A 22913-nucleotide genomic window follows, 5' to 3' on the forward strand; every position below is an offset into this window, starting at 1 on the left:
AGCTGAGCCTAGACCTGCGGCGCGCGCTTGGGCTTGTGGTCCTTGAGCTTTTTGGCAGCCTTGGGAGCGCCATCAGCCGGCTTGCCAGCCCATTTTGGCTTGCCCTTGTCCTTGGCCGGCGGAGCCTTGGCGACCTTGGGCGGACGCGGCTTGTCGAAATCGGGCTTTGGCTGGCGCGGCGTTTCGGCCTCGGCGGCTGGGTTCCAGCTACCGGTTGCCGGCTCGGCAAAATCGTCAGGACGCAGGCCGGCGGAGCCATAGCGCGCCTGGCGGTCGGCGCGTTCAGGACGCGGTGCATTGGGGTCGAAGCGCTCCACCGGACCGGGCGGACGACGCTGCGACGGGGGCGGACCGGCACGGCGTTCGCCGGGGCCATCTACGGCCGAAATGGTAACGCCGCGCTCGCCGGAGCCGTTCTTCTCGACGCTGCGAGCAAAGGCATCAGCCTTGGGCGCGGCAACTTCAAAGATGGATTCGGTGTCGAAAATGCGGATCGAGCCGATGGCGGTCTTGGTGACGTTGCCCGCCTTGCACAGCATCGGCAGCAGCCAGCGCGGCTCGGCCTTCTGCTTGCGGCCGACGGAAACCTTGAACCAGGTGCCGCCTTCGAACTTTTCGCGGACCCGCGGATCGCTGTCGCCGGGCTTGCTCGGCACCGGATTGTCGCTGATGTCCTCGGGGGCCGGACGCGCTGCCAATTGCTGGCGCAGATAGGCGCCGGCGATGGCCTCGACGCTGTGGCGCGCCAGCAGCTCGGTGACCATGGCGGCCTCGTCTTCGGTGGCCGGGGTGGTCAGGATCGCAGCGGACAGGATGCCTTCGCGGAAGCGCGCATCGATCTCGGCGGCGGTCGGCGGGGCCATCATGGTCACGTCGAGCTTGGCGGTCTTGAGGATGCGCTGGGCGACGTTGCGGCGATGCATCGGCGAGATGATGACGCAGGTGCCCTTGCGCCCGGCGCGACCGGTACGGCCCGAACGGTGCAGCAGCGTATCGGGATTGTTCGGCAGATCGGCGTGGATCACCAGATCGAGATTGGGCAGATCGATACCGCGCGCGGCCACGTCGGTGGCAACGCAGATATGGGCACGGCCATCGCGCATCGACTGCAGCGCATTGGTGCGCTCGGCCTGGCTGAGTTCGCCCGACAGCGTCACCACGGCAAAGCCGCGATTATGCAGCCGTGCCGACAGATGCTTCACCCCTTCGCGGGTGGAGGCGAAAACGATGGTGTTGACCGCTTCAAAATACAGCAGCGTGTTGATGATGGCGTTTTCGCGCTCGGCGGCGGGCACCAGCATCAGCTTGTAGTCGATATCGGCGTGCTGCTCGGTAGCACTGGTGGCGGCAACACGCAGGGCATTGCGCTGGAAGATCTTGGCCAGCTGGGCAATCGGCTTGGGAACAGTGGCCGAGAACAGCAGCGTGCGGCGGTCTTCCGGCGCGGCGTCGAGGATGAATTCGAGGTCTTCGCGGAAACCCAGATCGAGCATCTCGTCGGCTTCGTCGAGCACGACAGCGCGCAGCGCCGACATGTCGAGGGCGCCACGGGTGATATGGTCACGCAGGCGGCCGGGGGTGCCGACGACGATATGGGCACCTTGATCGAGCGCACGGCGCTCGGCACGGGCATCCATGCCGCCAACGCAGGACGCGGTCTTGGCGCCGGTTTCGGCATAGAGCCACTCGAGTTCGCGCTGTACCTGCAGGGCAAGTTCGCGGGTCGGGGCAATCAGCAGCGCCAGCGGAGCGCCAACGGAGGTGAAGCGTTCGGCGTCGCCCAGCAGAGTCGGCGCAATGGCCATGCCGAAGGCAACGGTCTTGCCGGAGCCGGTCTGGGCGGAAACGAGCAGATCGCGGCCGGCGGTCTCATCTTCGATGATGGCGGCCTGGACGGGGGTCAGGGTCTCGTAACCCTTGTTGGCAAGAGCACGAGCGAGCGGGGCGAGAATGGTCTCGGGAAGGGACATATGTGGCTTTCGCTGGACGCCGATCAAACAACGGCGTCGTACCCGCTTCAGCGGGAAGCCCACTTTGCGGATGGTTCAGTTTTGGAATTATGCGGCAGAGTTGGCGTGCATCATAGCACAAACGAGCAAAAAGGCCGCCCGGCGGGCGGCCTTCGCGTGACGACTAGCAGATTGCGGGGCTTAACGCTCGCTGAAAGGAATGCCGCCCTTGGCCTTACTGTCCTTGGGCGACTCGACGATCTGCACCGTTACCTTTTCGGGATCGGTGCCGAAATTCTTCACCACCGCGTCGGTGATGTCCTTCATCAGGCCGCGCTTTTGTTCGGCGCTACGGCCTTCGACAGCGTAAACGTAAACCTCGGGCATTAGCCGACCAGTTCGTCGTCGTTGAAGAAGAACTTGATCTCTTCAGCAGCGGTCTCGGGAGCGTCCGAACCATGCACGGAGTTTTCGCCGATCGAGAGGGCGAAGTCCTTGCGGATGGTGCCGGGAGCGGCGTTTTCCGGATTGGTTGCGCCCATGACTTCACGGTTCTTGAGGATGGCGCCTTCGCCTTCCAGAACCTGCACGACGACGGGCGAAGCAATCATCTGCTCGACCAGCTCGCCAAAGAAGGGGCGATCCTTGTGCACGCCGTAGAAGCCTTCGGCCTGGGCGCGGGTCATGTGGATCTTCTTCAGCGCGATCGGACGCAGGCCGGCGGCCTCGAACTTGGCAATGATCTGGCCGATGAGGTTGCGGCGGACGGCATCGGGCTTGATGATGGAGAAGGTGCGTTCGAGCGCCATGAGGTCGATCCTTGAATGGGTCTGTTGGACAGGTGGCGCCTTGTAACGTCAGAGTTTGACGGAGGCAAGACGGGGCTTTGTCGTGCCTGCCATGCGCCAAAGGGTCCCCCGGCCCGCGCGCAAAGCCGGTTGCCATGCGGACGGCTTAACTCTATCCAACCAGCAACACATTTTCGCAGTGCGTTTGCCGCGCCGGCCCGGTGTCGCCGCAGGCACCCTGCCCTCTCCAAAGATTGCCGCATCATGCTGACCATTAACAACCTTACCTATCGCATCCAGGGCCGCGAACTGTTCGAGGATGCCTCGGTGGTGCTGCCGACCGGCTCCAAGACTGGCTTTGTCGGCAAGAACGGCACCGGCAAGACCACGCTGTTCCACCTGATTCAGGGCCATATCAGCGCCGATGCCGGCTCGATGGAGCTGAACAAGAAGGCGCGCATCGGCGCGGTGGCGCAGGAAGCCCCCGCCGGCAATGAAAGCGTGCTGGAGGTGGTGATGGCCGCCGACAAGGAGCGCACGGCGCTGATGGCGGAAGCCGAAACCGCCGATGATCCAGATCGCATCAGCGAGATCTATACGCGCCTGGCCGACATCGACGCCTATTCCGCCGAGGGTCGCGCCTCATCCATTCTGAAAGGGCTGGGCTTCGAGCAGGATCGACAGAACGCGCCGACGCATGAGCTGTCGGGCGGCTGGCGCATGCGCGTGGCGCTGGCGGGCGTGCTGTTCAGCCAGCCTGACCTGCTGCTGCTGGACGAGCCAACCAACTATCTCGATCTGGAAGGCACGCTGTGGCTGGAGAAATATCTCGCCACCTATCCCTATACCGTCTTCATGATCAGCCACGACCGTGACCTGCTCAACAAGTCGGTCAGCTCGATCATCCATCTCGAGCACCGCAAGTTCACCTTCTACAAGGGCAATTACGACACGTTCGAAAGCACGCGTCGCATGCAGATGGAGCTGAACAACAAGGGCCGCGACAAGGCGCTGGACCAGGTCGCGCATATGCAGAAGTTCGTCGATCGCTTCCGCGCCTCCGCCACCAAGGCCAAGCAGGCCCAGGCGCGCATCAAGATGATCGAAAAGCTGAAGCCGCCGGCGGCGATGTTCGATGAATATTCCGCGCCCTTCACCTTCCAGCAGCCCAAGGCCGACCAGTCCACCCCGATGATCACGCTGGATGGCGTGTCGGCCGGCTATGGCGACAAGACCATTTTGCGCAATATCAATATGCGTATCGACCCGGAAGACCGCATCGCGCTGATCGGCGTCAACGGCAACGGCAAGTCGACCTTTGCCAAGCTGCTGGCCGGCGATATCGCGCCGTTGAGCGGCACTATGCGCAAGGGCAAGAAGCTCGAAATCGCCCACTTTGCCCAGCACCAGATGGACAAGCTCAAGCCCGAATGGACCCCGTTCGAGCATATCGTCGACCTTATGCCGACGGATGGCGAAGCCAAGCGCCGGTCGCGGCTCAGCCAGATGGGCCTGACCAAATCGCGCATGGATACCAAGGCCAAGAACCTGTCTGGTGGCGAGCGGGCGCGCCTGTTGATGGGGCTGATCACCTTTGGCGGGCCGGGGATGATGATCCTCGACGAGCCGACCAACCATCTCGACATCGACAGCCGCGATGCGCTGGTGCATGCGCTCAACGATTATGAAGGCGCGGTGCTGATCATCAGCCACGACCGCCATCTGATCGAGGCGACCTGCGACACGCTGTGGATCGCCGACGGCGGCGGCATCCGCGTGCTGGACGAGGATCTGGACAGCTACCAGCGCAGCATCACTTCCTCCAAGGAAGGCAAGGGCGGCGGTGGTGGTTCGAAGGCGGATCGCAAGGCCAACAAGGCTGAAGCGGCGGCCCGTCGCGCCGAGATCGCGCCGCTCAAGGCGTCGATCAAGGATGCCGAAACCAAGATTGCGCGCTTGAAGACCGAGATCAGCAAGGTCGATGCGCAGCTGGAAGACCCCAAGGTTTACAACGGCGCGCCCGACCGGGTGATTGCGCTTGGCAAGGACAAGGCGCGCTTTGCCGCCGAGCTCGAGACCACCGAGGAACAGTGGCTGGCGCTGAGTGCCGAGCTGGAGCAAGCGGAGCGCGCATGAGCAAGCTCACCGCCAAGGACGTGATCTTCACGCTCGGGATGCAGCGCCATCCCGAGGGCGGCTGGTATGCGCAAACCTTTGAGGATGAAGCGAAATCTGACGACCGCCCCCGTTCCACCGCGATTTATTACCTGCTCGAAGCCGGCGATGCGTCGCATTGGCACCGGGTTGATGCGGTTGAGGTGTGGCACTTTTACACCGGGGCGCCGCTTAAATTGCGCATCTCGGATGGCCAGTCCGTTGTTGAACATGTGCTCGGTGCGGACCTCGACAAGGCCGAGCGGCCGCAGGTGGTGGTGCCGCGCGGAGCCTGGCAAGCGGCGGCCAGCACGGGGGATTGGACGCTGGTGGGCTGCACGGTGGCGCCGGGATTTCAGTTCTCCGGCTTCGAGCTGGCGGACCCTGACTGGACACCGGGCGGCCGTTGACAGCAAGGCAGCATTGCCATTTCCTGCTGCCACGACACGCCTGGCGAAAGGGCACCATGCGCCTCCCCGGTTTCAAGCTGATATGCCTGCTATTGCTGGGCTTTTTGTGCGTTCCTGGCGCTCTGCAGGCGCAGGAGCCGGGCAAGAAACGTCTTGCAGCAAGCTGGCAGTTTTCTTCCAATAACAGCCTGTTTGCCCTCTATCACGAGATGGCGCACCTGTTGTTCCACAAACTCGACCTGCCGGTGCTGGGCAAGGAGGAGGATGCGGCCGACAATATGGCGACCTGGCTGCTGCTCAACAAGCGGACCGAGGCGGCCGATCGGGCGCTGGCGGATGCGGCGGAGGGCTGGGTGCTGTCGGGCACGGCTTACGACAGCGGCGGCGCCGAGAGCGACTATGCCGACGGCTATAGCCTCGACAAGCAACGAGCCTATCAGATCGTCTGCCTGATGGTGGGCAAGGACAAGACGGCCTATCGGCCGCTGGCCAATGAGTATCGGCTGGAGCGCGACCGGCAGGAGAGCTGCGTCTGGGACTACGATACGGTCAACCGGGCGTTCCGCGGCTTGCTGAATGAGCATGGCAAGAAGAAGAGCCGGGGCACCAAGGTGGTGGTGACCTATCACCCGGTCGGCGGGCGGCTGAAAGCGGCGGCGGATGCCTTCAAGTCGAGTGGGGTATTCGAGCAGGTGGCCGATGAGCTGCGCAAGAATTATACCCTGCGCGGGCCGGTGCAGTTCAACGCCAAGCGCTGCGGCGAGGCCAATGCCTTCTATGATCCCGAAACGGTGGAAATCATCTTCTGCTACGAGTTGATGGCCGATTATATGGCGCTGTTCGAGGCCAATATGCCCCCGCCCGGCAAGGAAAAACCTGCAAAATTTTGACGATTGCGTGATCTAGTGGGATGAGGCGACTTCTCGCCAATATTCCCGGAGACCGTCTTGCGTGCAGTTTTTTCTGTGCCTGCCGCCCTGATCTGCGGCCTGGGCCTTGTGTGTTCCGCGACGGCGCAGGACTTGTCCGAGGCGGATGCCGAAGCGGCCATCGCCTTTGCCATGCATGACGCCAGTTTCACCATGTATCACGAGATCGGGCACCTGCTGGTCGGGGAGCTGGGCTTGCCGGTGCTGGGCAAGGAGGAGGACGCCGCCGATGCGCTGGCCGTCATCATGCTGCTCAACGATGACAGCGACGATGATAGCTATAACGCGCTCGTCGACAGTGCCGATGGCTGGTATTTCAACGCGGTGAAATCGACCGGCTCGGGCGTCGAGGATTTTTCCTATTACGACGAGCATAGCCTCGATATCCAGCGCGCCTATGCCATGGTGTGCATGATGGTCGGCAAGGACCCCGAGGCCTTTTCCGACACCGCCGATGCCTATGAACTCGATCAGGATCAGCGCGACGCATGCGCTGTTACCTATGAGCAGGCCAATGTCAGCTGGACGACGCTGCTGGAGCCGCATGCGGTCAGCGAGGCGGAAGGCGCTGCCATCTCCATCAGCTACGAAGATGCTGGCGACTATACCGAATTCGCCAATGCGCTGGAAAGCTGGCAGGTGCTGGAGCGGGCGGCGGCGCTGGTGACCAGCCGCTATGTATTGCCGGGACCGGTGACGTTCCGGGCCACATTATGCGGCGAGGCCAATGCCTATTACAGCCCCGGCGACAGCGAAATCACCTATTGCTACGAATTGGCGGCGGACATGTTCGGGCTGTATGTGAACGACATTCTGGGCGCCGGTGACGAGGGCGCGGAAGGCGACGGCGAGAGCAATTATTTCACCAAGGATGCTGATGAGGCGCCGGTGCGGCAGCGCGCCGAGTAGCCCCATCGTCACCACCCGGTTTATCCGGGTGGTCCATACAACGCTCCCGAAGATGGATTGCCGGGACAAGCCCGGCAATGACGAAGGAGGGGTTGAAGCGCTCTCGCTGATGCCTCAGGCCTTTTTGACCCAGCGGCCGCCGGCTTCCTGGTGCCAGTAGGTTATGGCATTGCTGCCTTTGAGGGCGGTCCAGGCCAGGCGGGCTTCGGCGACGGCGTCGGGGTCGTGGCCGGAAAACAGATAGACGACGCGCTCATAGCCCTCGGCCGATTGCGGCACGGCGCGATCGACGAAGAAGCGCACATTGGCAGCATTGGGATTGTCGGTGCCGGTGGTGAGCAGCACCGGCTGGTCGGCGTCCGTCTCGGCGCCGGCCAGCGCGTGGGGAATGAAGCTGTCGTCGCGCCAGGTCCAGAGCTGTCCATCGAGCAGTTCGGTCCGCTCGCTGGAGCCGATTTCGACCACGGCACGCCAGCCGCGCTCAAGCGTCTTCTCCAGCAATTGGGGAAGCACCATTTCGAGCGGTTGGGTTTCGAGGTGGTAGAAGAAGACGTCGGGCATGGGGACACTTAACCGCGTTGTGGGCTGGGGCGGAAGGGGGGATCGGCGTGCCCACGACTATAGAGCGCGCGGAGAGAACCCCTCACCCTCGCAAATCCGCTGAACGCGGATTTTCTATCCCTCTCCCGCAAGGGGAGAGGGGAAGAAAATGGGTTAGCCCTGATAGTGGTCGCGGACCAGGCGGTCGAGGAGGGCGACGCCGAAGCCGGGGGCCCAGGAGGTGTTGATTTCGGTGGTGCCGGCGCCGAAGGCGGTGCCGGCGATGTCGAGATGGGCCCAGGGCACGTCATTGACGAAGCGCTGCAGGAATTGGGCGGCCAGGATCGAGCCCCCCGGGCGGCCGGCCGAGTTGCGGATATCGGCGAATTTGGATTCGATGATCTTGTCGTAGGCCGGGCTCAGCGGCAGGCGCCACAGCTTCTCATTGGCAGTGAGGCCGGCACTGAGCAGCTGGGTCGACAGCTCGTCATTGTTGGAGAACAGGCCCGCATGCTCGTGGCCGAGGGCGACGACGATGGCGCCGGTCAGCGTTGCCAGATTGATCATGAAGCGGGGCTTGAAGCGGTCCTGCGTGTACCAGAGCGCGTCGGCCAGCACGAGGCGGCCTTCGGCGTCGGTATTGATCACTTCGATGGTGGTGCCGCTCATCGCCTTGACGATATCGCCGGGGCGGACGGCCTTGGCCGAGGGCATGTTTTCCACCAGGCCGATGACGCCGACGACATTGACCGGAGCCTTGCGGGTGGCCAGGGCCAGCATCAGGCCGGTAACGGCGGCCGCGCCGCCCATGTCGCCCTTCATGTCTTCCATGGAGGCGGCAGGCTTGATGGAAATGCCGCCGGTATCGAACACCACGCCCTTGCCGACAAAGGCCAGCGGCGCGTCATCGGCCTTGCCGCCGCGCCATTGCATGACGACGAGGCGCGCCGGACGGTCAGAGCCCTGCGCGACGCAGAGCAAGGAGGCCATGCCAAGCTGTTCCAGCGCCTCGGGTTCGAGAATTTCGATCTCGACGCCCAGCTTGGCCAGTTCGGCGGCGCGGGCGGCGAATTCGACCGGGCCGAGCACATTGGCCGGCTCGTTGATCAGGTCGCGGGCCAGCAGGGTGCCGGCGACGGTGGCGCCACGGTCGGCGATGGCAAGTTCGGCGGCAGCCGGATCGGCAACGTGGAGGGTTACGGTGAGCGCGCCGGGGGCGTCTTCGGCGCGGACGGACTTGTATTTGTCGAAGCGATAATGGCGCAGGCGCAGGCCGGCGGCGACCTCGCCAATGGCAGCGGGGCTGGCCCCGGCCTCATCAATCACCACGGCCACGGTTTCGGCGCGGGTGGCGGCGATCTTGGCCAGCAGCGAGCCGCCACGATCAGTCCAGCCATTGAGCGGCGCGTCGGCACCGGCCTTGCCGCTGCCCAGCACCAGCAGGCGCTTGCCCCCTACCCCCAGCACGTCGAGCGTCTGGCCCTGCTTGCCCTTGAAGGCGTTGCTGGCGGCGCTCTCGGCCCAATCAAGTCCGGTGGCGGCCCAGATCGCTGCCGCAGCCCCGGCAGGTGCGGCGCTTTCAGCGGCATAGATGATGGTCAGGGGGGCGGACACGCCGGAGAGCGGGGCAGTGCGAATGGTGATGGATTGGGACATTGAACAGCCTTAGTGGGCAGAGGCCGACAGGAACGGTCGGGCGGAAGGATTGGTCTTACATTGAAGGCTTTGCCGGCCGCGTCAATCCCGCAACAGGACGCTGGACAATTCCCCGCGCCGGCGGTTGCGCGCTTGTGCCTGAGCACAAACTGCACCAAGGTTCGGCTTGCGGGCGGGGTGGCCCGCTCCCCGGAGACGCTGGCAAAACGGCATGAAGAGACTGACGGCCTATCTTGCACGCCTGTTTGTGACGGACGCGCTGATTCTGTTTGGCGTGGTCTGCTTTTTGCTCTGGCTGGTCAATTGCCTGCGCTCGTTCGACGTGGTGTCGGTGAAGGGGCAAAGCGTGCTCGTGCTGGGGGTGCAGGCGCTTTACACCATGCCGCCGCTGGCCATCTCCTTCTTCTATATCTGCATCGGCATCGGGCTGGCGCGGGCGCTGATCTCGTTGCAGGCCAATAAGGAACTGCACATCATCCACACCAGCTACGGGCTGGGGTCGCTGTGGCGCGCCACCGGGGTGGTGACCGGCGCCGGCGTGCTGGGCGTGCTGCTGCTGTCCAATTTCATCGAGCCCTATGCCAATCAGCGGCTCAATACGCTGAGCGCCAGCATCGCCGCGGATCTGGTGAGTTCGACGCTGCGGCCGGGGCGGTTCACCCAGGTGACGCCGGGGGTGATTCTGCTGATCGGCGGCCGTTCGGGCAGCGGCGAAATCGAGGAATTCTTTGCCGATGACCGGCGCCAACCCGGCCGGCGGCGCACCTATATTGCCGACACGGCGCGGGTTTCGACGGATGGCGAGACCTATGTCATCGAGCTGCGTGACGGCGCGATGCAATATGTCGAGGCCGATGGCCGGTTCTCGGAGATTTCCTTTGCCCGCTACGACATCAGCGTCGAAGGCCTGTCGCAGCCTTATGGCGTGACCGATCCGCTGCAGGAGCATGACAGTATCCAACTGGTGCGCGACGCCATCGCCAATGACGACTGGAGCCAGCAGCGGGTGATGCTGCTGACCAACCGGCTGGCCGAGGGGCTGCGGGTGATCGGCATGGCGATGATGGTGTTGGCGATGATGGCGTTTCCCAGTGGGCGGCGGTCGCGCATCCCCGTGCCGATGGAAGCGGCGGTGTTACTGATCGCCTTTGGCGAGCGGGGACTGAGCGCCTATAGCCCGCTGGGCACGGCGACCGGGGCGCTGGTGCTGGTGATCATCGCCGGCAGCGTGCTGCTGTGGCGGGTGCGACCGCGCCGCATTCCCGAGGCGGTGACGCCATGAGCAGGATCGACTGGCTGGTGCTCAACCGGCTCGGCAGCCGCATCGGGGTGACGGTGTTCGTGTTTTACGGGCTGATCGCGCTGGTGGAATCGCTCGACACCTGGCGCTTCAATTTCGTCGCCGAGGCGCATGGCGTGCCGATGGCCATCGTCATGGTGCTGATGAGCGCCGTGCGCTGGACCATCAAGACGCTGCCGGTGACGGTGCTGATGGGGGCGATCCTGGGGTTTATCGACCTCAAGAGCCGGCAGGAACTGACGGTGATCCATGCCAGCGGGATTTCGATCTGGCGGGCGGTGCGCGCGCCGGTGATCGTGCTGGCGCTGTTGAGTCTGGTGATCTCGCTGGGGCTGGAGACGGCCAGCACCCAGATCAACCGCGACCTGTATCCCACCCCGCCCGGACAGGCGGCGATGCTGACCCCGGCCGACGAAGTCTGGCTCGAGCAGCGCAGCGGCGAGCTGCATTATGTGCTGATGGCCAGCGGCATGCAGGGCGGCGGCGCGACGCTGGGCAATGTGACGGTGTTCCAGCTGGGTGACAGCCCGGCGCCGCGCATCGAGGCGCCGACCGCGCGGCTGGAGGATGGGCAATGGGTGTTTCCGACCGCCACCATCCTGACGCCGGAAAAGCCGCCGCAGCAGGTGACGGACTATGCCATCGCCACCAGTTCCTCCGCGGCCGAGCTGGAGCTCAAGCTGATGTCGACCGAGGACATGACTTTTTTTGAACTGGCGGACCTGTTGCGGGCCGGCGTGAGCGACCCCGCCATCCGCAATGCGGCGGCCATGCGGCTGGTTAAACTATTGGCGCTGCCGCTGGTTTTGACCGGCTCGCTGTTCATTGCTTTTGCGTTTACCGCAGGTTATCGAAGAGCCTCTAATTATGGACCTGCGGTTCTGTACGGGATCGTGCTCGGGTTTGTTGTATTCGTGATTACCGAGATGGCCGACCGTGCCGGGTCGACCGGGGTTCTCGATCCCACGTTTGCGGCAGTTGGCCCGGCATTCGTAGCCATCGTCATCGGCGTGACGGTGTTGCTGCATAGGGAAGACGGGCGCGTTTGAGGATGATGGCCAAGGCCAAGAGGGGGACACCGTCGTGGCGACTGGCCTGTGCCAGCGCAGTGTTGACGCTCGCCCTCAGCTCCGGCGCCATGGCCCAGGGGATTTTGCCCGCCAGCCTGTTCAGCGCCCCGATCGACAGCAGCGCCCCCTCGGCCATCGAGGCCGATACGCTCAGCTTCAACAGCGTCTCCAATGTCATCACCGCCGATGGCGATGTGGTGCTCAGCCAGAGCGGCTATACCCTGACCGGCCAGCATCTGGTGTATGACCGCAATACCGGAAATCTGAAATTCGTCGGCGCGGTGACGGTGCGCGATCCGTCCGGCAATCTGGCGGAAATGACCGATCTCGATGTGACCGGCGGGTTGAAGCAGGCCTTCATCAATTCGCTGACGATCACCACTTTCGACGGCTCGCGCGTCACCGCCGACAGCGCCGATTATGACGTGGCGCTGCGCACGATTCTCGAAAACGCCACCTATGCGCCGTGCGGCGACTGCATCGACGACAAGGGACGGCGCATCGGCTGGTCGATCAGCGCGGCGCGCGTGACCCAGAATGCCGAGGACGGCTCGCTCTATCTGGAGCAGCCGAGCCTGGCGCTGCTGGGGATTCCGGTGGCGTGGCTGCCGTTTTTCTGGATGCCCGACACCAGCGAGGGAGCGCTGGCCAAGCTGCGCATGCCCACCTACGACTATGGCGAGCAGACCGGGCATCGGCTGGAAGTGCCGTATTACGCCTATTCGAGCCGCTGGACCGATGTCATCCTGACCCCGACGCTGATGACACGGCAGGGCTTTTTGATGGGCGCGGAATGGCTGCAGCGGTTTGACGCCGGCTCGTTCCAGATCAAGGCTTCGGGGCTGTATCAGCTCGACCAGGATGCCTTCACCTTCACCGAAGCCCGGCGCGACTGGCGCGGCGCGGTGCAGACCTCCGGGGAATTTGTCCCGGTCAAGGACTGGAAAGCCGGCTGGAGCTATACCGCCTTTACCGATGCGGCCTATCTGACCGATTACCGGCTGACGGTGGGCAAATCCTCGATCAACGAGGTCTATGCGACGCATCTGACCGAGGACACCTATATCGACGCGCGGGTGCAGCAGTTCACTCTGCTGGGCAATTACACCATGGAATCGCAGGGCCGGCAGGGTCAGACCGTGCCAACAGTGCGGTTCGAGCATGTCGAAGAGCTGGGGCCGGGCAATGGCCGGATCGAGATCAGCGGCAAGCTGCTCGGCGTCAGGCGCGAGCTGGATGCGACCGGGCCGGTACTGACCGACGGATCCGGCAATCCGGTGCCGTATAATTTCGGCTATGCCGGCAACAAGCAGCATTTGAGCCTGCAGGCGGGCTGGCAGACGCAGTGGATCGGGGCTGGTGGCTTTGTCGCGACGCCTTATCTCGGCGGGCGCGGCGATGTGGCTTATTATGATGGCACCAGCGCCCTGTTGCCCGGGGCGACCACTTTGTGGAGCGCCACGCCGATCGCGGCGATGGATGTGCGCTTCCCGGTGGCGGCCAATGACGGCTCCACCGTGCATCTGATCGAGCCGGTGGCGCAGCTGGTCTATCGCGGCTCGAGCAGCACGGCCGTCGGCATCACCAATGACGATGCGCAGAGCTTCGTCTTCGATGACACAAATTTGTTCAGCTATAACCGCTTCTCGGGCAGTGACCGGCAGGAGACCGGGCTGCGCGCCAATATCGGTGGCCGCTATCAGGCCAGTTTCGACAATGGCGGCTATGTGGAAGTGATTGCCGGGCAGTCGTTCCAGCTGGCGGGTGACAATGCGTTTGCCGCAGCGGACCCGGCCAATACGGCGCTGGGCGCGGGACTGGGCGCCACGGCGTCCTATGCCGTGCTGGGGGTTTATGGCTCCTTCGTGCCGTGGCTGACCATAGGCGGCAAGCTGCAGCTCGATAGCGGCACCGGCGAAGTCGCCCGCGCCGGACTGGGCGCCAATGCCAGCCTGGCGGGCTATACCGGCGGCGTCGACTACACCTATCTCGCGGCCAATCCGGATGCCGGCGTGCTGAAGGACCAGCATGAGATCGGCGGGCGGATCGGCGTGCCGATTGCCGATTACTGGACCCTGTCGGGCAGCACCTATTGGGATATTGCCGGCAATAGCTGGCTGCAGGTCGGCGGCGGCGTGACCTATGATGACGGCTATCTGCAGATCGGCGCCAGTGCGACGCGGAACGGGCCGACCCACGCCACGCCCAACGAAACACGGGTCACCGCGACCTTCCGCATCAAGGCGCCGGCGGGGCTGAATGTCGGCTATAGTGGCGACGTGCCGGTGCCCGCGTTCTGAGCGATATCGGATTTTGGCCTCAATCATGGGGCAATTGACAGCGCGCCGTTCCCGCCGCATTGAGGGCGGGCAGTTGACGTGAGGCGGATGAAGATAATGGCCAAGAATTTCTGGATGCGCGCGGCGAGCGCGATGATCGTGGGTGTGGTGCTGAGCTTTGGCGCTGCCCTGCCGGCTGCTGCGCAGAATGTCGTTGCCACCGTCAATGGCACCAATGTCACCGATATGCAGGTGCAGGCGCGCCTCAAGCTGTTCGCCATCGAAGGCAACAAGACCGGGCGCAAAGGGGCGACCGAGCAGCTGATCGACGAAGCCATCCAGTTGAGCGAAGCCAAGCGGCTCGGCATCACGGTCTCGAATGCGCAGATCGATGAGGCGCTGCTGCAGATCGCCCGTAACATGAAGGTGAGCCAGGACCGCCTGGTGGCCATGCTGCAGCAGGGCGGCGTCAGCACCGAGACGCTGAAGGACCGGCTGCGCGCGGCGATTGCCTGGAATGCCGTGACCGAGCGGGCGATCATGCCGCAGGTGCAGATTTCCGAACTCGATCTCGACCAGAAGGCCGCCACGCAGGTCAAGGAATTCCAGACCTTCGATTATATCCTCAAGGAAATCATCTTTGTCGGCGCCGGCTCGAGCAACCGGTCGGGCCAGGCCAACAAGTACCGCGCCAATTTTGCCGGCTGCGATACTGCCGTGGATCTGTCGCTGGCCTATACCGATGCCGCCGTGCTCGATATCGGCCGCCGCCACGCCACCCAGATCCCCGAGGCCATCGCCAAGGAACTGGCCGGGCTCAATGTCGGCGGCATCACCAAGCCGCGCGTCGTTGAATCGGGCGTGTCGATGCTCGCCGTATGCGAGAAGACCCAGGCGGAAGACCTGACCTTCATCAAGGGCGATTTGCGTGCTACGGCCGGCAATGACGCGCTGGGTACCCAGGTGAAGGACTATTTCGCCAACCTGCGCAAGACCGCCAAGATCATCTACAACTGACACGAACGGGTCCGCTAGCCGGACCCGTTGCCTGTTGTCCGACGGGGGCGAGATGGACAAGCCGCTGGCCATCAGCATGGGCGAACCCGCCGGGGTTGGCCCCGATATCATTTTAGCACTGTATGCGCGCCGGGCCGAACTGGGGCTGGCGCCATTCTGCGTGTTCGGCCATGCCGAATTTCTCAAGGCGCGGGCGCAACGGCTGGGGCTGGACATTGAATTTGCCGATGTCGGCGCCGAGGGCGCCAACGCAGCCTTTGCCACCGCCCTGCCCGTCGCGGCGGTGGAGGGGCTGGTGCCCGACCATCCGGGGCAGATTTCGCCGGTTTCGGGCGGGGCGGTGATCCGTTCCATCGAAGCGGCGGTCGCGGCGACGCTGACCGGCGCCTGCCGGGCGCTGGTGACGGCGCCGATCCACAAGGGCGCGCTCTACAATGCCGGCTTCCGGCATCCGGGGCATACCGAATTTCTGGCCGAACTCTGCGCCAATGGCGGCACGCCACGCCTGCCGGTGATGATGCTGGCGCATGGCGGGCTGCGCGCCGTGCCGGTGACCATCCATGTGCCGCTGCGCGATGTGCCGGTGCTGCTGACCAAGGCACTGATCGTCGAGACCGTCCGCATCGTGGCCTATGACCTCAAGCACCGCTTCGGCATCGCCAATCCGCAGATCGGGCTGGCGGGGCTCAATCCGCATGCGGGTGAAGGCGGGGCCATCGGGCGGGAGGAACTCGACATTATCGGGCCGGCCGTGGCGCAATTGCAGGCGGAGGGCATCGGGGTGGACGGGCCCCTGCCCGCCGATACGCTATTTTATCCGACGCATTGGGCGCGCTATGACGCCGTGGTGGCGATGTATCACGACCAGGCGCTGATCCCGATCAAGACCGTGGCGTTTGACAGCGCCGTCAACGTAACGCTGGGCCTGCCCATCGTGCGAACCTCGCCGGATCACGGCACCGCATTTGACCTGGCCGGCACCGGCCGCGCCTCCCCCGCCAGTTTTCTGGCCGCCATTGAATTGGCCGACACGATGACAGCCAAAACATGAGCCAGATCGACAATTTACCGCCGCTCCGCGAAGTCATCGCCGAGCATGGCCTGCAGGCCAAAAAAGAACTCGGGCAGAATTTCCTGCTCGACCTGAACCTGACGTCGCGCATAGCGCGGGTGGCGGGGCCGCTGGAGGGCGTTCGCGTCATCGAAGTGGGTCCGGGCCCGGGCGGGCTGACCCGGGCGCTGCTGGCCGAGGGCGCGCGCGAAGTGATCGCCATCGAGCGCGACGCGCGGGCGCTGCCGGCGCTGGCGCAGATCGCCGAAGCCTATCCCGGACGGCTGACGGTGATCAGCGGCGACGCCATGGAAATGGATTATTCCCTGCTGGCCGATGGGCCGACGCGGATCATTGCCAATCTGCCGTATAATATCGCCACGCCGCTACTGACCGGCTGGCTGACCATGGACCCATGGCCGAATTTCTTTGAAAGCCTGACGCTGATGTTCCAGCGCGAGGTGGCCGAGCGCATCTGTGCCAAGCCGGGGGAAGACCCCTATGGCCGGCTGGGCGTACTGGCAGGCTGGCGCAGCGAGGCGCGGATTGCCTTCAATGTCGGTCGGCAGGCCTTTGTGCCCGCGCCCAAGGTGACGTCCTCGGTGGTGCATCTGGTGCCCAAGGCCGTCGACGGCGACGTGACGGTGAAGAATCTGGAGCAGATTACCCGCGCGGCGTTCGGCCAGCGGCGCAAGATGGTGCGGCAGAGCCTCAAGGCCGCAGGCGTGCCCGTGGAAGGGCTGCTGGCGGCGGCGGGGCTGCGCGGCGACGAGCGGGCCGAGGAGTTGCCGATTGAGGCGTTTCTGGCGATGGCGCGGGTGTTGCCGGGGTTGCGGCAGGGTTAGGTTGCGCTCCCCTCATCATACTCGACGTCATCCCGGCCTTGAGCCGGGATCCAGCTTGAGATGGTTGTCGACGCGAGATCTCAGGATGGGCCCCGGCTCAAGGCCGGGGTGACACGGTGGGTGGGGCTAGATCTGTAGTCTGCACCTGCGATGCCCAGTCAGACCCCGGCTGGTGGTTCGGCGGGACGTTCCGGCACGGGCAATGGTGGCAGGGAGAGCAGGCGCAGCGCGACCAGCAGGGCAGCGAGGGCGGCGCCGCCGCTGACCAGCATGACGCCGTTCCAGCCCCAGGCGACCCAGGCATAGCCGCCCAGCGTGCCCAGCACCGATGACCCCAGATAATAACTGAACAGATAGATGGCCGAGGCTTGCGCCCGGCCGATTTGCGCGCGGCGGGCGACCCAGGCGCTGGCGATGCCGTGGGCGGCGAAATAGCCGATGGTGGCAATGGCGAGACCGGCGATGATGACCGGCGTGGACGGGATCAGCGTCAGCAGCGTGCCGATGACCATGGTCAGCACCAGCGTCCAATAGACCTTGCGGCGGCCAAGGCGCTGGGCCAGACCGCCGGCCCAGGCCGAGCTGATGCTGCCGAGCAGATAGACCACGAAAATGCTGGCGATGGCGGCATGGCTGAGATCGAAGGGCGGCAGGGCCAGACGGAAGCCGGCATAATTATAGAGGGTGACGAAGCTGCCCATCAGCAGGAAGGCCGAAGCGAACAGCCAGGGCAGTCCGCGATCGGTGAACTGGACGGCGATCAGCCTTGTCAGATCGCGCAGGCCGAGGCGCGACGGGGCTGAATTATGCGGCTTGGGCAGCAGCAGCACGACCACCAAAGCGGCGGCGGCAATGGCGAGGCCCAGCACCAGCAGCGCTCCACGCCAGCCGATCAGATCGGCCAGGACGCCGGCGATCAGCCGGCCGGCCATGCCGCCAATGGCGGTGCCGCCAATATAGAGGCCCATGGAGAAGCCCAGCGCGTCGGGGTCCATCTCCTCGGCGAGATAGACCATGGCAACGGCGGGCAGGCCCGAGAGGGTCAGGCCCATCAGGGTGCGGATGGCGAGCAGCGCGCCCCAATTGGGCGCGAAGGGCAGCAGTACGCCCAGCGAGGCGGTGAGCAGGATGGCCCAGATCATCAGCGTCCTGCGACCCAGCCGGTCGGCGACCCAGGAGGCAAGCAGCAGGGCGATTGCGAGGGTTGCCGTGGTGGTGGAGAGGGCCAGCGAGGCCGCGCCGGCGTCAAGGCCGAACTCAGTGGCAAAAATCGGCAGCAGCGGCTGCACCGAATAGAGCGAGGCGAAAATGGCGAAGGCGGAGAGGAAGAAAGCAATATTGGCGCGGCGAAAGGCCGGGGTGCCGCGACGGATGACGGTGGGGGTGCTCATGCAGAGGCTGCCATGGTGGGCCGGCACCGGGCGGTACCTCCCCCTCGACGGGAAAGGCTAGGAGGGGGTGCGAGAGCCCGGATGATCGGAGCCAAACCACCCCCACCCTTGATCCCTCCCCGCAAGGGGGAGGGTGTCGACTGCAACATCGAGGCAAGGTGCGCAGTCATGGCCACGGCTCACCCTCTCAAAGAGAATCGATCTGGTCTTGTAAGTCTTTGACGAAGCTATCCAATTGGACGAGGCGCGGGCGGGCCAGGCGGGCGGCGGCGAGGATCGAGCGCACTTTCTGGGAGGAGGCCTCGAGGTCGTCATTGATGATGATGTAGTCGTATTCGCCGAAATGCTGCATTTCGAGCTTGGCGTTGCGCAGGCGCTTTTCGATGGTGCCGGCGCTGTCCTGAGCGCGGCGTTCCAGCCGGGCGCGCAATTCCTTGATGGTGGGCGGCAGGATGAACACCGTCACCATGTCGGCGCGGCTCTTTTCGTAGAGCTGCAGGGTGCCCTGATAATCGACGTCAAACAGGATGTCGTTGCCTTCGGCGAGCTGCTCCTCGACCTTGGCGCGCGGGGTGCCATAGAAATTGTCGTGTACCTGGGCCCATTCGAGCAGGTCACCCTCGTCCTTCATGCGGTTGAAGGTAGGCACGTCGATGAAATAATAATGGACGCCCTCGACCTCGTCGCTGCGCTTGGCGCGCGTGGTCACCGATACCGACAGGCGGATATTGGGGTCCTGCTGAAACAGGGAGCGGGAGATTGACGACTTGCCGGCGCCCGACGGCGAGGCGATGACCAGCATGACGCCGCGGCGCTGAAATTCCATCAGCCAAATCCTATTCGATGTTCTGCACTTGCTCGCGTAGTTGATCGATCGCCGCCTTGAGGTCAAGGCCGATGGCGGTCAGCTCCACTGCATTGGATTTGCTGCACAGGGTATTGGCTTCGCGATTGAATTCCTGGGCGAGGAAATCCAGCCGGCGACCGACGGCGCCGCCGCCCCGGATCAGCTGGCGGGCGCTGGCGATGTGGGCGGTGAGGCGGTCGAGTTCCTCGCGGATATCGGCCTTGGTGGCGAGCAGCAGGGCTTCCTGCGCCAGCCGCTCCTCGGGGAGGGCAATATCGGCGGCAAGATCGGCCATCTGCTGGCGCAGGCGGGCGAGGATGACCTCGCGGCTGCGGCTGGGATGAGATTCGGCGCGGGCGACCAAAGCTTCGATTTCGTCGAGGCGGTCGAGCAGCACCGTCGCGATCTGGCCGCCTTCCTGGCGGCGGGATTGGACCAGATCGGTCAGGGCCTGGGCGGCGGCGGTCAGAATGGCGGCGCTCAGCGCCTCCTCGGCGTCGGCGGACATGGGGCGGTCGCGCTGTTCGAGCACGCCGCGCAGGCCGAGAATGCCGTCGAGGCTGGGTGGGGCGGCGGTGATGGTGCCGGAGAGTTCGTCGAGGGCGGACAACACGGTGGCGAGGGCCTGTCGGTTGAGCAGCAGGTCGCCCCCTGCTCCGTCGCGCTCGATGCTGAGATTGAGGGTGAGCGAGCCGCGCGCGATCTGTTTGCCGACCAGCTGGCGCAGCTCGCTTTCGAGCGCGTCAAAGCCCGGCGCGAGGCGCAGGCGGATGTCGAGGCCGCGGCCATTGACCGATTTGACCTCGCAGGCGAAGGACGCGCCGGGCACCGACCCGGCGGCGCGGGCATAGCCGGTCATGCTGGCAAGCGGCTGGCTCACGGCGTGGCCGGGGTTTCGTCGGCCGTGTCGGCTTGCTCAGCCTCCAGCGCCTCGCGGGCTTTCTCGGCGTCGGCTTCGGCCTGGGCGGCGGCTTCGGCAGCGATGCGGCGATATTGTGCAACGTTCTTCTGATGCTCGGCATAGGTTTCGGCGAAGACGTGGCCCTCGCGCGGGGACGCGCCCTTGGCGACGAAATAGAGATATTTGTGGCTGTCGGGATTGGCGACGGCCTTGAGGGCATCAATGCCCGGATTGGCGATCGGCGTCGGCGGCAAGCCGTCGATCTGATAGGTGTTGTAGGGGGTTTTCGCCTCGATCTCGGAGCGGCGCAGGCCGCGCTCGAGGGTCGATTGACCCTTGGTGATGCCATAGATGATGGTCGGATCGGACTGCAGGCGCATGCTCTGGCGCAGGCGATTGACGAAGACGGCGGCGACCTGCGGGCGCTCGCTGGCGACGCCGGTTTCCTTTTCGACGATGGAAGCCAGCACCAGCATCTGCTCGGGTGTTTCGATGGGCAGGTCGGGCTGGCGGCTCGCCCAGACGGCGGCGAGTTCGGCGGTCATGGCGGACTGCATCTTGTCGAGCACGGACTGGCGGGTGTCGCCGGGCACGTAGTCATAGCTGCCGGGCAGGATCGAGCCTTCGGCCGGCAGGTTGGGGACGTCGCCGACCAGATTGCCGTCGCCACTGATGCGCTGGATGGCCTCCCAGGCGGTCCAGCCCTCGGGGATGGTCACCGCATAGCGGATCGGATTGCCCTCGGTCAGTTCCTTGAGGATATCGGCCATGCTGGAGCCGGCGGGAATATTGAAATCACCGGCCTTGATGACGGTGTTGGTTTCGACGCGGCCACCAAACTGGCGGAAGATCAGCGCGTTGGAAATCAGCCCCTGCTCTTCGAGGCGATTGGCGGTGGTCGAGAGCGAGCTGCCCGATTCGACGCGGAAGGTCTTGTCGGCCGTCGCCGGACCATCGCCGTAATATTGCGAAGCAACGAAGAACAGCCCGCCCCCGACCACGACGAGGCCAATGACCAGCAGGGTCAGCAGGCCGTTGAGAATATCGACAAAACCGTTGCTCGAACGGCGGCGGCGCCGGACCTTGCGATCATTCATCGTGCTGGATCACCCTCAAAGCCCATACGCATGCGACGGGACTTGTCATCGTTTTTAGGCGGCCGTGTGGCCTGCGGCATTGTTTGCACGCCGGAGCGCAAAAACAAGAGGCACATCGCGCGGCAACGCGATGTGCCTCCAATTTGAAGCGGCAAAAATCAGTGGACTTTGCGCATCACCAGGGTCGCATTGGTGCCGCCAAAGCCGAAGCTGTTGGAAAGCGCCACGTTGATCTCCTTCTTGAATGCCGTTTTGGGCACCAGGTTGATCACCGTTTCGACCGATGGATTGTCGAGATTGAGCGTGGGCGGGGCAATGCTGTCCCGCATGGCCAACAGGCAGAAGATGGCTTCCACCGAACCGGCGGCGCCCAGCAAATGCCCGATGGCCGACTTGGTCGAGCTCATCACGGCCTTGGGAGCCGAATCGCCCAGCACGCGGGTAACCGCGCCCAGTTCGATTTCGTCACCCAATGGCGTCGAGGTGCCGTGGGCGTTGATGTAGTCGACTTCCGAGGGCGCAATGCCGGCCCGCTTGATCGCCGCGCTCATGGCGCGGAAACCGCCATCGCCATCCGGCGACGGTGCAGTGATGTGATAGGCATCGCCGGACAGGCCATAACCGATCACTTCGCCATAGATCTTGGCACCGCGAGCCTTGGCGCGCTCATAATCTTCGAGCACGACAATGCCGGCGCCTTCGCCCATGACGAAACCATCGCGATCCTTGTCGTAAGGGCGCGATGCGGCTGCTGGATTGTCATTGAAGCCGGTCGACAGGGCCCGGGCAGCGGCAAAGCCGGCCAAAGCCAGGCGGTTGACGCAGCTTTCGGCGCCACCGGCAACCATCACGTCGGCATCGCCGAACGCGATCAGCCGGGCCGCATCGCCAATGGCGTGCGCCCCGGTGGAGCAAGCGGTCACGACCGAGTGGTTGGGCCCCTTGAGGCCAAACCGGATCGAGACATAGCCGGACGCCAGATTGATCAGGCGGCCAGGGATGAAGAAGGGGCTGATACGGCGCGGGCCCTTTTCGTGCAGCATGATGGAGGCATCATAGATGCCGCCGACGCCGCCGATACCCGAGCCGATCAAAACGCCTGTGCGTTCCTGATCTTCCTGGGTCTTGGGCTCAACCCCGGCATCGTCAATGGCTTGCTTGGCAGCAGCCATGGCATAGACGATGAACGGATCGACCTTGCGCTGTTCCTTGGTATCCATCCACTCATCGGGATTGTACTTGCCGTCGGCGTAGTCGCCGAGCGGCAAGCGATGAGCGATCTGGCAGGCGATATCATCGACCTGGAACTCGTCGATCCGTCTGGCGCCACTCTTGCCTGCCAGAATATTGGACCAAGTGGCTTCAACTCCGCAACCGAGGGGCGTAACAAGGCCCAGTCCGGTGACGACGACGCGACGCAATTCCATGTTCTGTTGCCTAACCCGGCGAAGCCCGGGGGCTTAGCCGACGGCCTTGGTGAGGAACGACACGGCGTCGCCAAAGGTCTGGATGCCCTCAGCAGCGTCGTCAGGGATCTCGACCGAGAATTCTTCTTCGAAGGCCATTACCAGTTCAACCTGGTCAAGGGAGTCCGCACCAAGATCGTCGATGAAGCTGGCCTTTTCGACAACCTTCTCGGCATCCACATTGAGGTGTTCCACAACGATCTTGCGGACCCGATCAGCGACATCGCTCATATTTGACTTCCCTTTTCGAAATCGAGGTTTCGTTTCGCTTCTTATTGGCGCAGTGCCAAATCTTCAAGCACCGTTTGGCTGAC

The 22913-nt window shown here is 64.3% G+C and carries 21 protein-coding genes; 10 read left to right on the top strand and 11 right to left on the bottom strand.

Features of this window, described 5'->3' with window-relative positions:
• Window positions 1-8 precede the first annotated feature (8 nt).
• The 3 genes from ACX3OW_RS16190 to ndk form a co-directional block, all read right to left on the bottom strand.
• On the bottom strand, window positions 9-1970 hold the full coding sequence (locus ACX3OW_RS16190) for a DEAD/DEAH box helicase (RefSeq protein ID WP_459096828.1): 1962 nt from the start codon (window positions 1968-1970) through the stop codon (window positions 9-11).
• A 180-nt stretch (window positions 1971-2150) separates the two neighbouring features.
• Window positions 2151-2336, bottom strand: a complete 186-nt coding sequence (locus ACX3OW_RS16195) for a tautomerase family protein (protein WP_459096829.1) — start codon at window positions 2334-2336, stop codon at window positions 2151-2153.
• Complete coding sequence (gene ndk, locus ACX3OW_RS16200) at window positions 2336-2758, bottom strand: nucleoside-diphosphate kinase (RefSeq protein ID WP_459096830.1); 423 nt, start codon at window positions 2756-2758, stop codon at window positions 2336-2338. The genes ACX3OW_RS16195 and ndk overlap by 1 nt, the downstream gene beginning before the upstream one ends.
• A 243-nt stretch (window positions 2759-3001) precedes the next feature.
• On the opposite strand from ndk, the gene ACX3OW_RS16205 reads away from it, so the two are divergent.
• Genes ACX3OW_RS16205 through ACX3OW_RS16220 form a run of 4 tightly spaced genes read left to right on the top strand, consistent with a single transcriptional unit; the run spans window position 3002 to window position 7139 of the window.
• A complete protein-coding gene (locus ACX3OW_RS16205; protein WP_459096831.1) occupies window positions 3002-4873 on the top strand; it encodes an ABC-F family ATP-binding cassette domain-containing protein in 1872 nt (623 codons plus the stop codon).
• Window positions 4870-5301, top strand: coding sequence for a cupin domain-containing protein (locus ACX3OW_RS16210; RefSeq protein ID WP_459096832.1), 432 nt, complete (start codon window positions 4870-4872; stop codon window positions 5299-5301). Before ACX3OW_RS16205 ends, ACX3OW_RS16210 begins: the two co-directional genes overlap by 4 nt.
• A gap of 56 nt (window positions 5302-5357) precedes the next feature.
• A complete protein-coding gene (locus ACX3OW_RS16215) occupies window positions 5358-6191 on the top strand; it encodes a DUF4344 domain-containing metallopeptidase (RefSeq protein WP_459096833.1) in 834 nt (277 codons plus the stop codon).
• Window positions 6192-6248: 57 nt separating this feature from the next.
• Window positions 6249-7139, top strand: coding sequence for a DUF4344 domain-containing metallopeptidase (locus ACX3OW_RS16220; protein ID WP_459096834.1), 891 nt, complete (start codon window positions 6249-6251; stop codon window positions 7137-7139).
• A 114-nt stretch (window positions 7140-7253) separates the two neighbouring features.
• Here the strand turns inward: ACX3OW_RS16220 and ACX3OW_RS16225 are convergent, their stop codons facing one another.
• Entirely contained in the window at window positions 7254-7700 is a 447-nt protein-coding gene (locus ACX3OW_RS16225) for a DNA polymerase III subunit chi (protein WP_459096835.1), read from the bottom strand.
• Between the two features lie 153 nt (window positions 7701-7853).
• Window positions 7854-9335: a leucyl aminopeptidase gene (locus ACX3OW_RS16230; RefSeq protein ID WP_459096836.1), complete on the bottom strand. Its 1482-nt coding sequence runs from the start codon at window positions 9333-9335 to the stop codon at window positions 7854-7856.
• Window positions 9336-9546: 211 nt separating this feature from the next.
• On the opposite strand from ACX3OW_RS16230, the gene ACX3OW_RS16235 reads away from it, so the two are divergent.
• The 6 genes from ACX3OW_RS16235 to rsmA all read left to right on the top strand — a co-directional run bounded on the left by ACX3OW_RS16235 (window position 9547) and on the right by rsmA (window position 16897).
• Window positions 9547-10617, top strand: a complete 1071-nt coding sequence (locus ACX3OW_RS16235; RefSeq protein ID WP_459096837.1) for an LptF/LptG family permease — start codon at window positions 9547-9549, stop codon at window positions 10615-10617.
• Window positions 10614-11684, top strand: a complete 1071-nt coding sequence (locus ACX3OW_RS16240; RefSeq protein ID WP_459096838.1) for an LptF/LptG family permease — start codon at window positions 10614-10616, stop codon at window positions 11682-11684. Before ACX3OW_RS16235 ends, ACX3OW_RS16240 begins: the two co-directional genes overlap by 4 nt.
• A 59-nt stretch (window positions 11685-11743) precedes the next feature.
• The gene (locus ACX3OW_RS16245) at window positions 11744-14005 is read left to right on the top strand and encodes an LPS-assembly protein LptD (protein WP_459096839.1); all 2262 of its coding nucleotides are present in this window, start codon (window positions 11744-11746) and stop codon (window positions 14003-14005) included.
• A 96-nt stretch (window positions 14006-14101) separates the two neighbouring features.
• Window positions 14102-15001: a peptidylprolyl isomerase gene (locus ACX3OW_RS16250; protein ID WP_459096840.1), complete on the top strand. Its 900-nt coding sequence runs from the start codon at window positions 14102-14104 to the stop codon at window positions 14999-15001.
• Window positions 15002-15053: 52 nt separating this feature from the next.
• Entirely contained in the window at window positions 15054-16052 is a 999-nt protein-coding gene (gene pdxA, locus ACX3OW_RS16255) for a 4-hydroxythreonine-4-phosphate dehydrogenase PdxA (RefSeq protein ID WP_459096841.1), read from the top strand.
• The gene (gene rsmA, locus ACX3OW_RS16260; protein ID WP_459096842.1) at window positions 16049-16897 is read left to right on the top strand and encodes a 16S rRNA (adenine(1518)-N(6)/adenine(1519)-N(6))-dimethyltransferase RsmA; all 849 of its coding nucleotides are present in this window, start codon (window positions 16049-16051) and stop codon (window positions 16895-16897) included. Before pdxA ends, rsmA begins: the two co-directional genes overlap by 4 nt.
• Before the next feature lie 158 nt (window positions 16898-17055).
• Here the strand turns inward: rsmA and ACX3OW_RS16265 are convergent, their stop codons facing one another.
• The 6 genes from ACX3OW_RS16265 to ACX3OW_RS16290 all read right to left on the bottom strand — a co-directional run bounded on the left by ACX3OW_RS16265 (window position 17056) and on the right by ACX3OW_RS16290 (window position 22830).
• Window positions 17056-18288 carry an MFS transporter gene (locus tag ACX3OW_RS16265; protein WP_459096843.1) on the bottom strand — a complete coding sequence of 411 codons (1233 nt, stop codon included), beginning with the start codon at window positions 18286-18288 and terminating at the stop codon, window positions 17056-17058.
• Between the two features lie 187 nt (window positions 18289-18475).
• Window positions 18476-19114 (bottom strand): guanylate kinase, encoded by a 639-nt coding sequence (gene gmk, locus ACX3OW_RS16270; protein WP_459096844.1) that lies wholly within the window; start codon window positions 19112-19114, stop codon window positions 18476-18478.
• Between the two features lie 10 nt (window positions 19115-19124).
• Window positions 19125-20015: a YicC/YloC family endoribonuclease gene (locus tag ACX3OW_RS16275; protein WP_459096845.1), complete on the bottom strand. Its 891-nt coding sequence runs from the start codon at window positions 20013-20015 to the stop codon at window positions 19125-19127.
• The gene (mltG, locus tag ACX3OW_RS16280) at window positions 20012-21133 is read right to left on the bottom strand and encodes an endolytic transglycosylase MltG (protein WP_459096846.1); all 1122 of its coding nucleotides are present in this window, start codon (window positions 21131-21133) and stop codon (window positions 20012-20014) included. The genes ACX3OW_RS16275 and mltG overlap by 4 nt, the downstream gene beginning before the upstream one ends.
• A 158-nt stretch (window positions 21134-21291) precedes the next feature.
• On the bottom strand, window positions 21292-22554 hold the full coding sequence (gene fabF / locus ACX3OW_RS16285; protein WP_459097023.1) for a beta-ketoacyl-ACP synthase II: 1263 nt from the start codon (window positions 22552-22554) through the stop codon (window positions 21292-21294).
• Between the two features lie 39 nt (window positions 22555-22593).
• Entirely contained in the window at window positions 22594-22830 is a 237-nt protein-coding gene (locus ACX3OW_RS16290; protein WP_046138081.1) for an acyl carrier protein, read from the bottom strand.
• Between the last annotated feature and the right edge of the window lie 83 nt (window positions 22831-22913).

It is taken from the genome of Devosia sp. A449, from assembly GCF_054489375.1.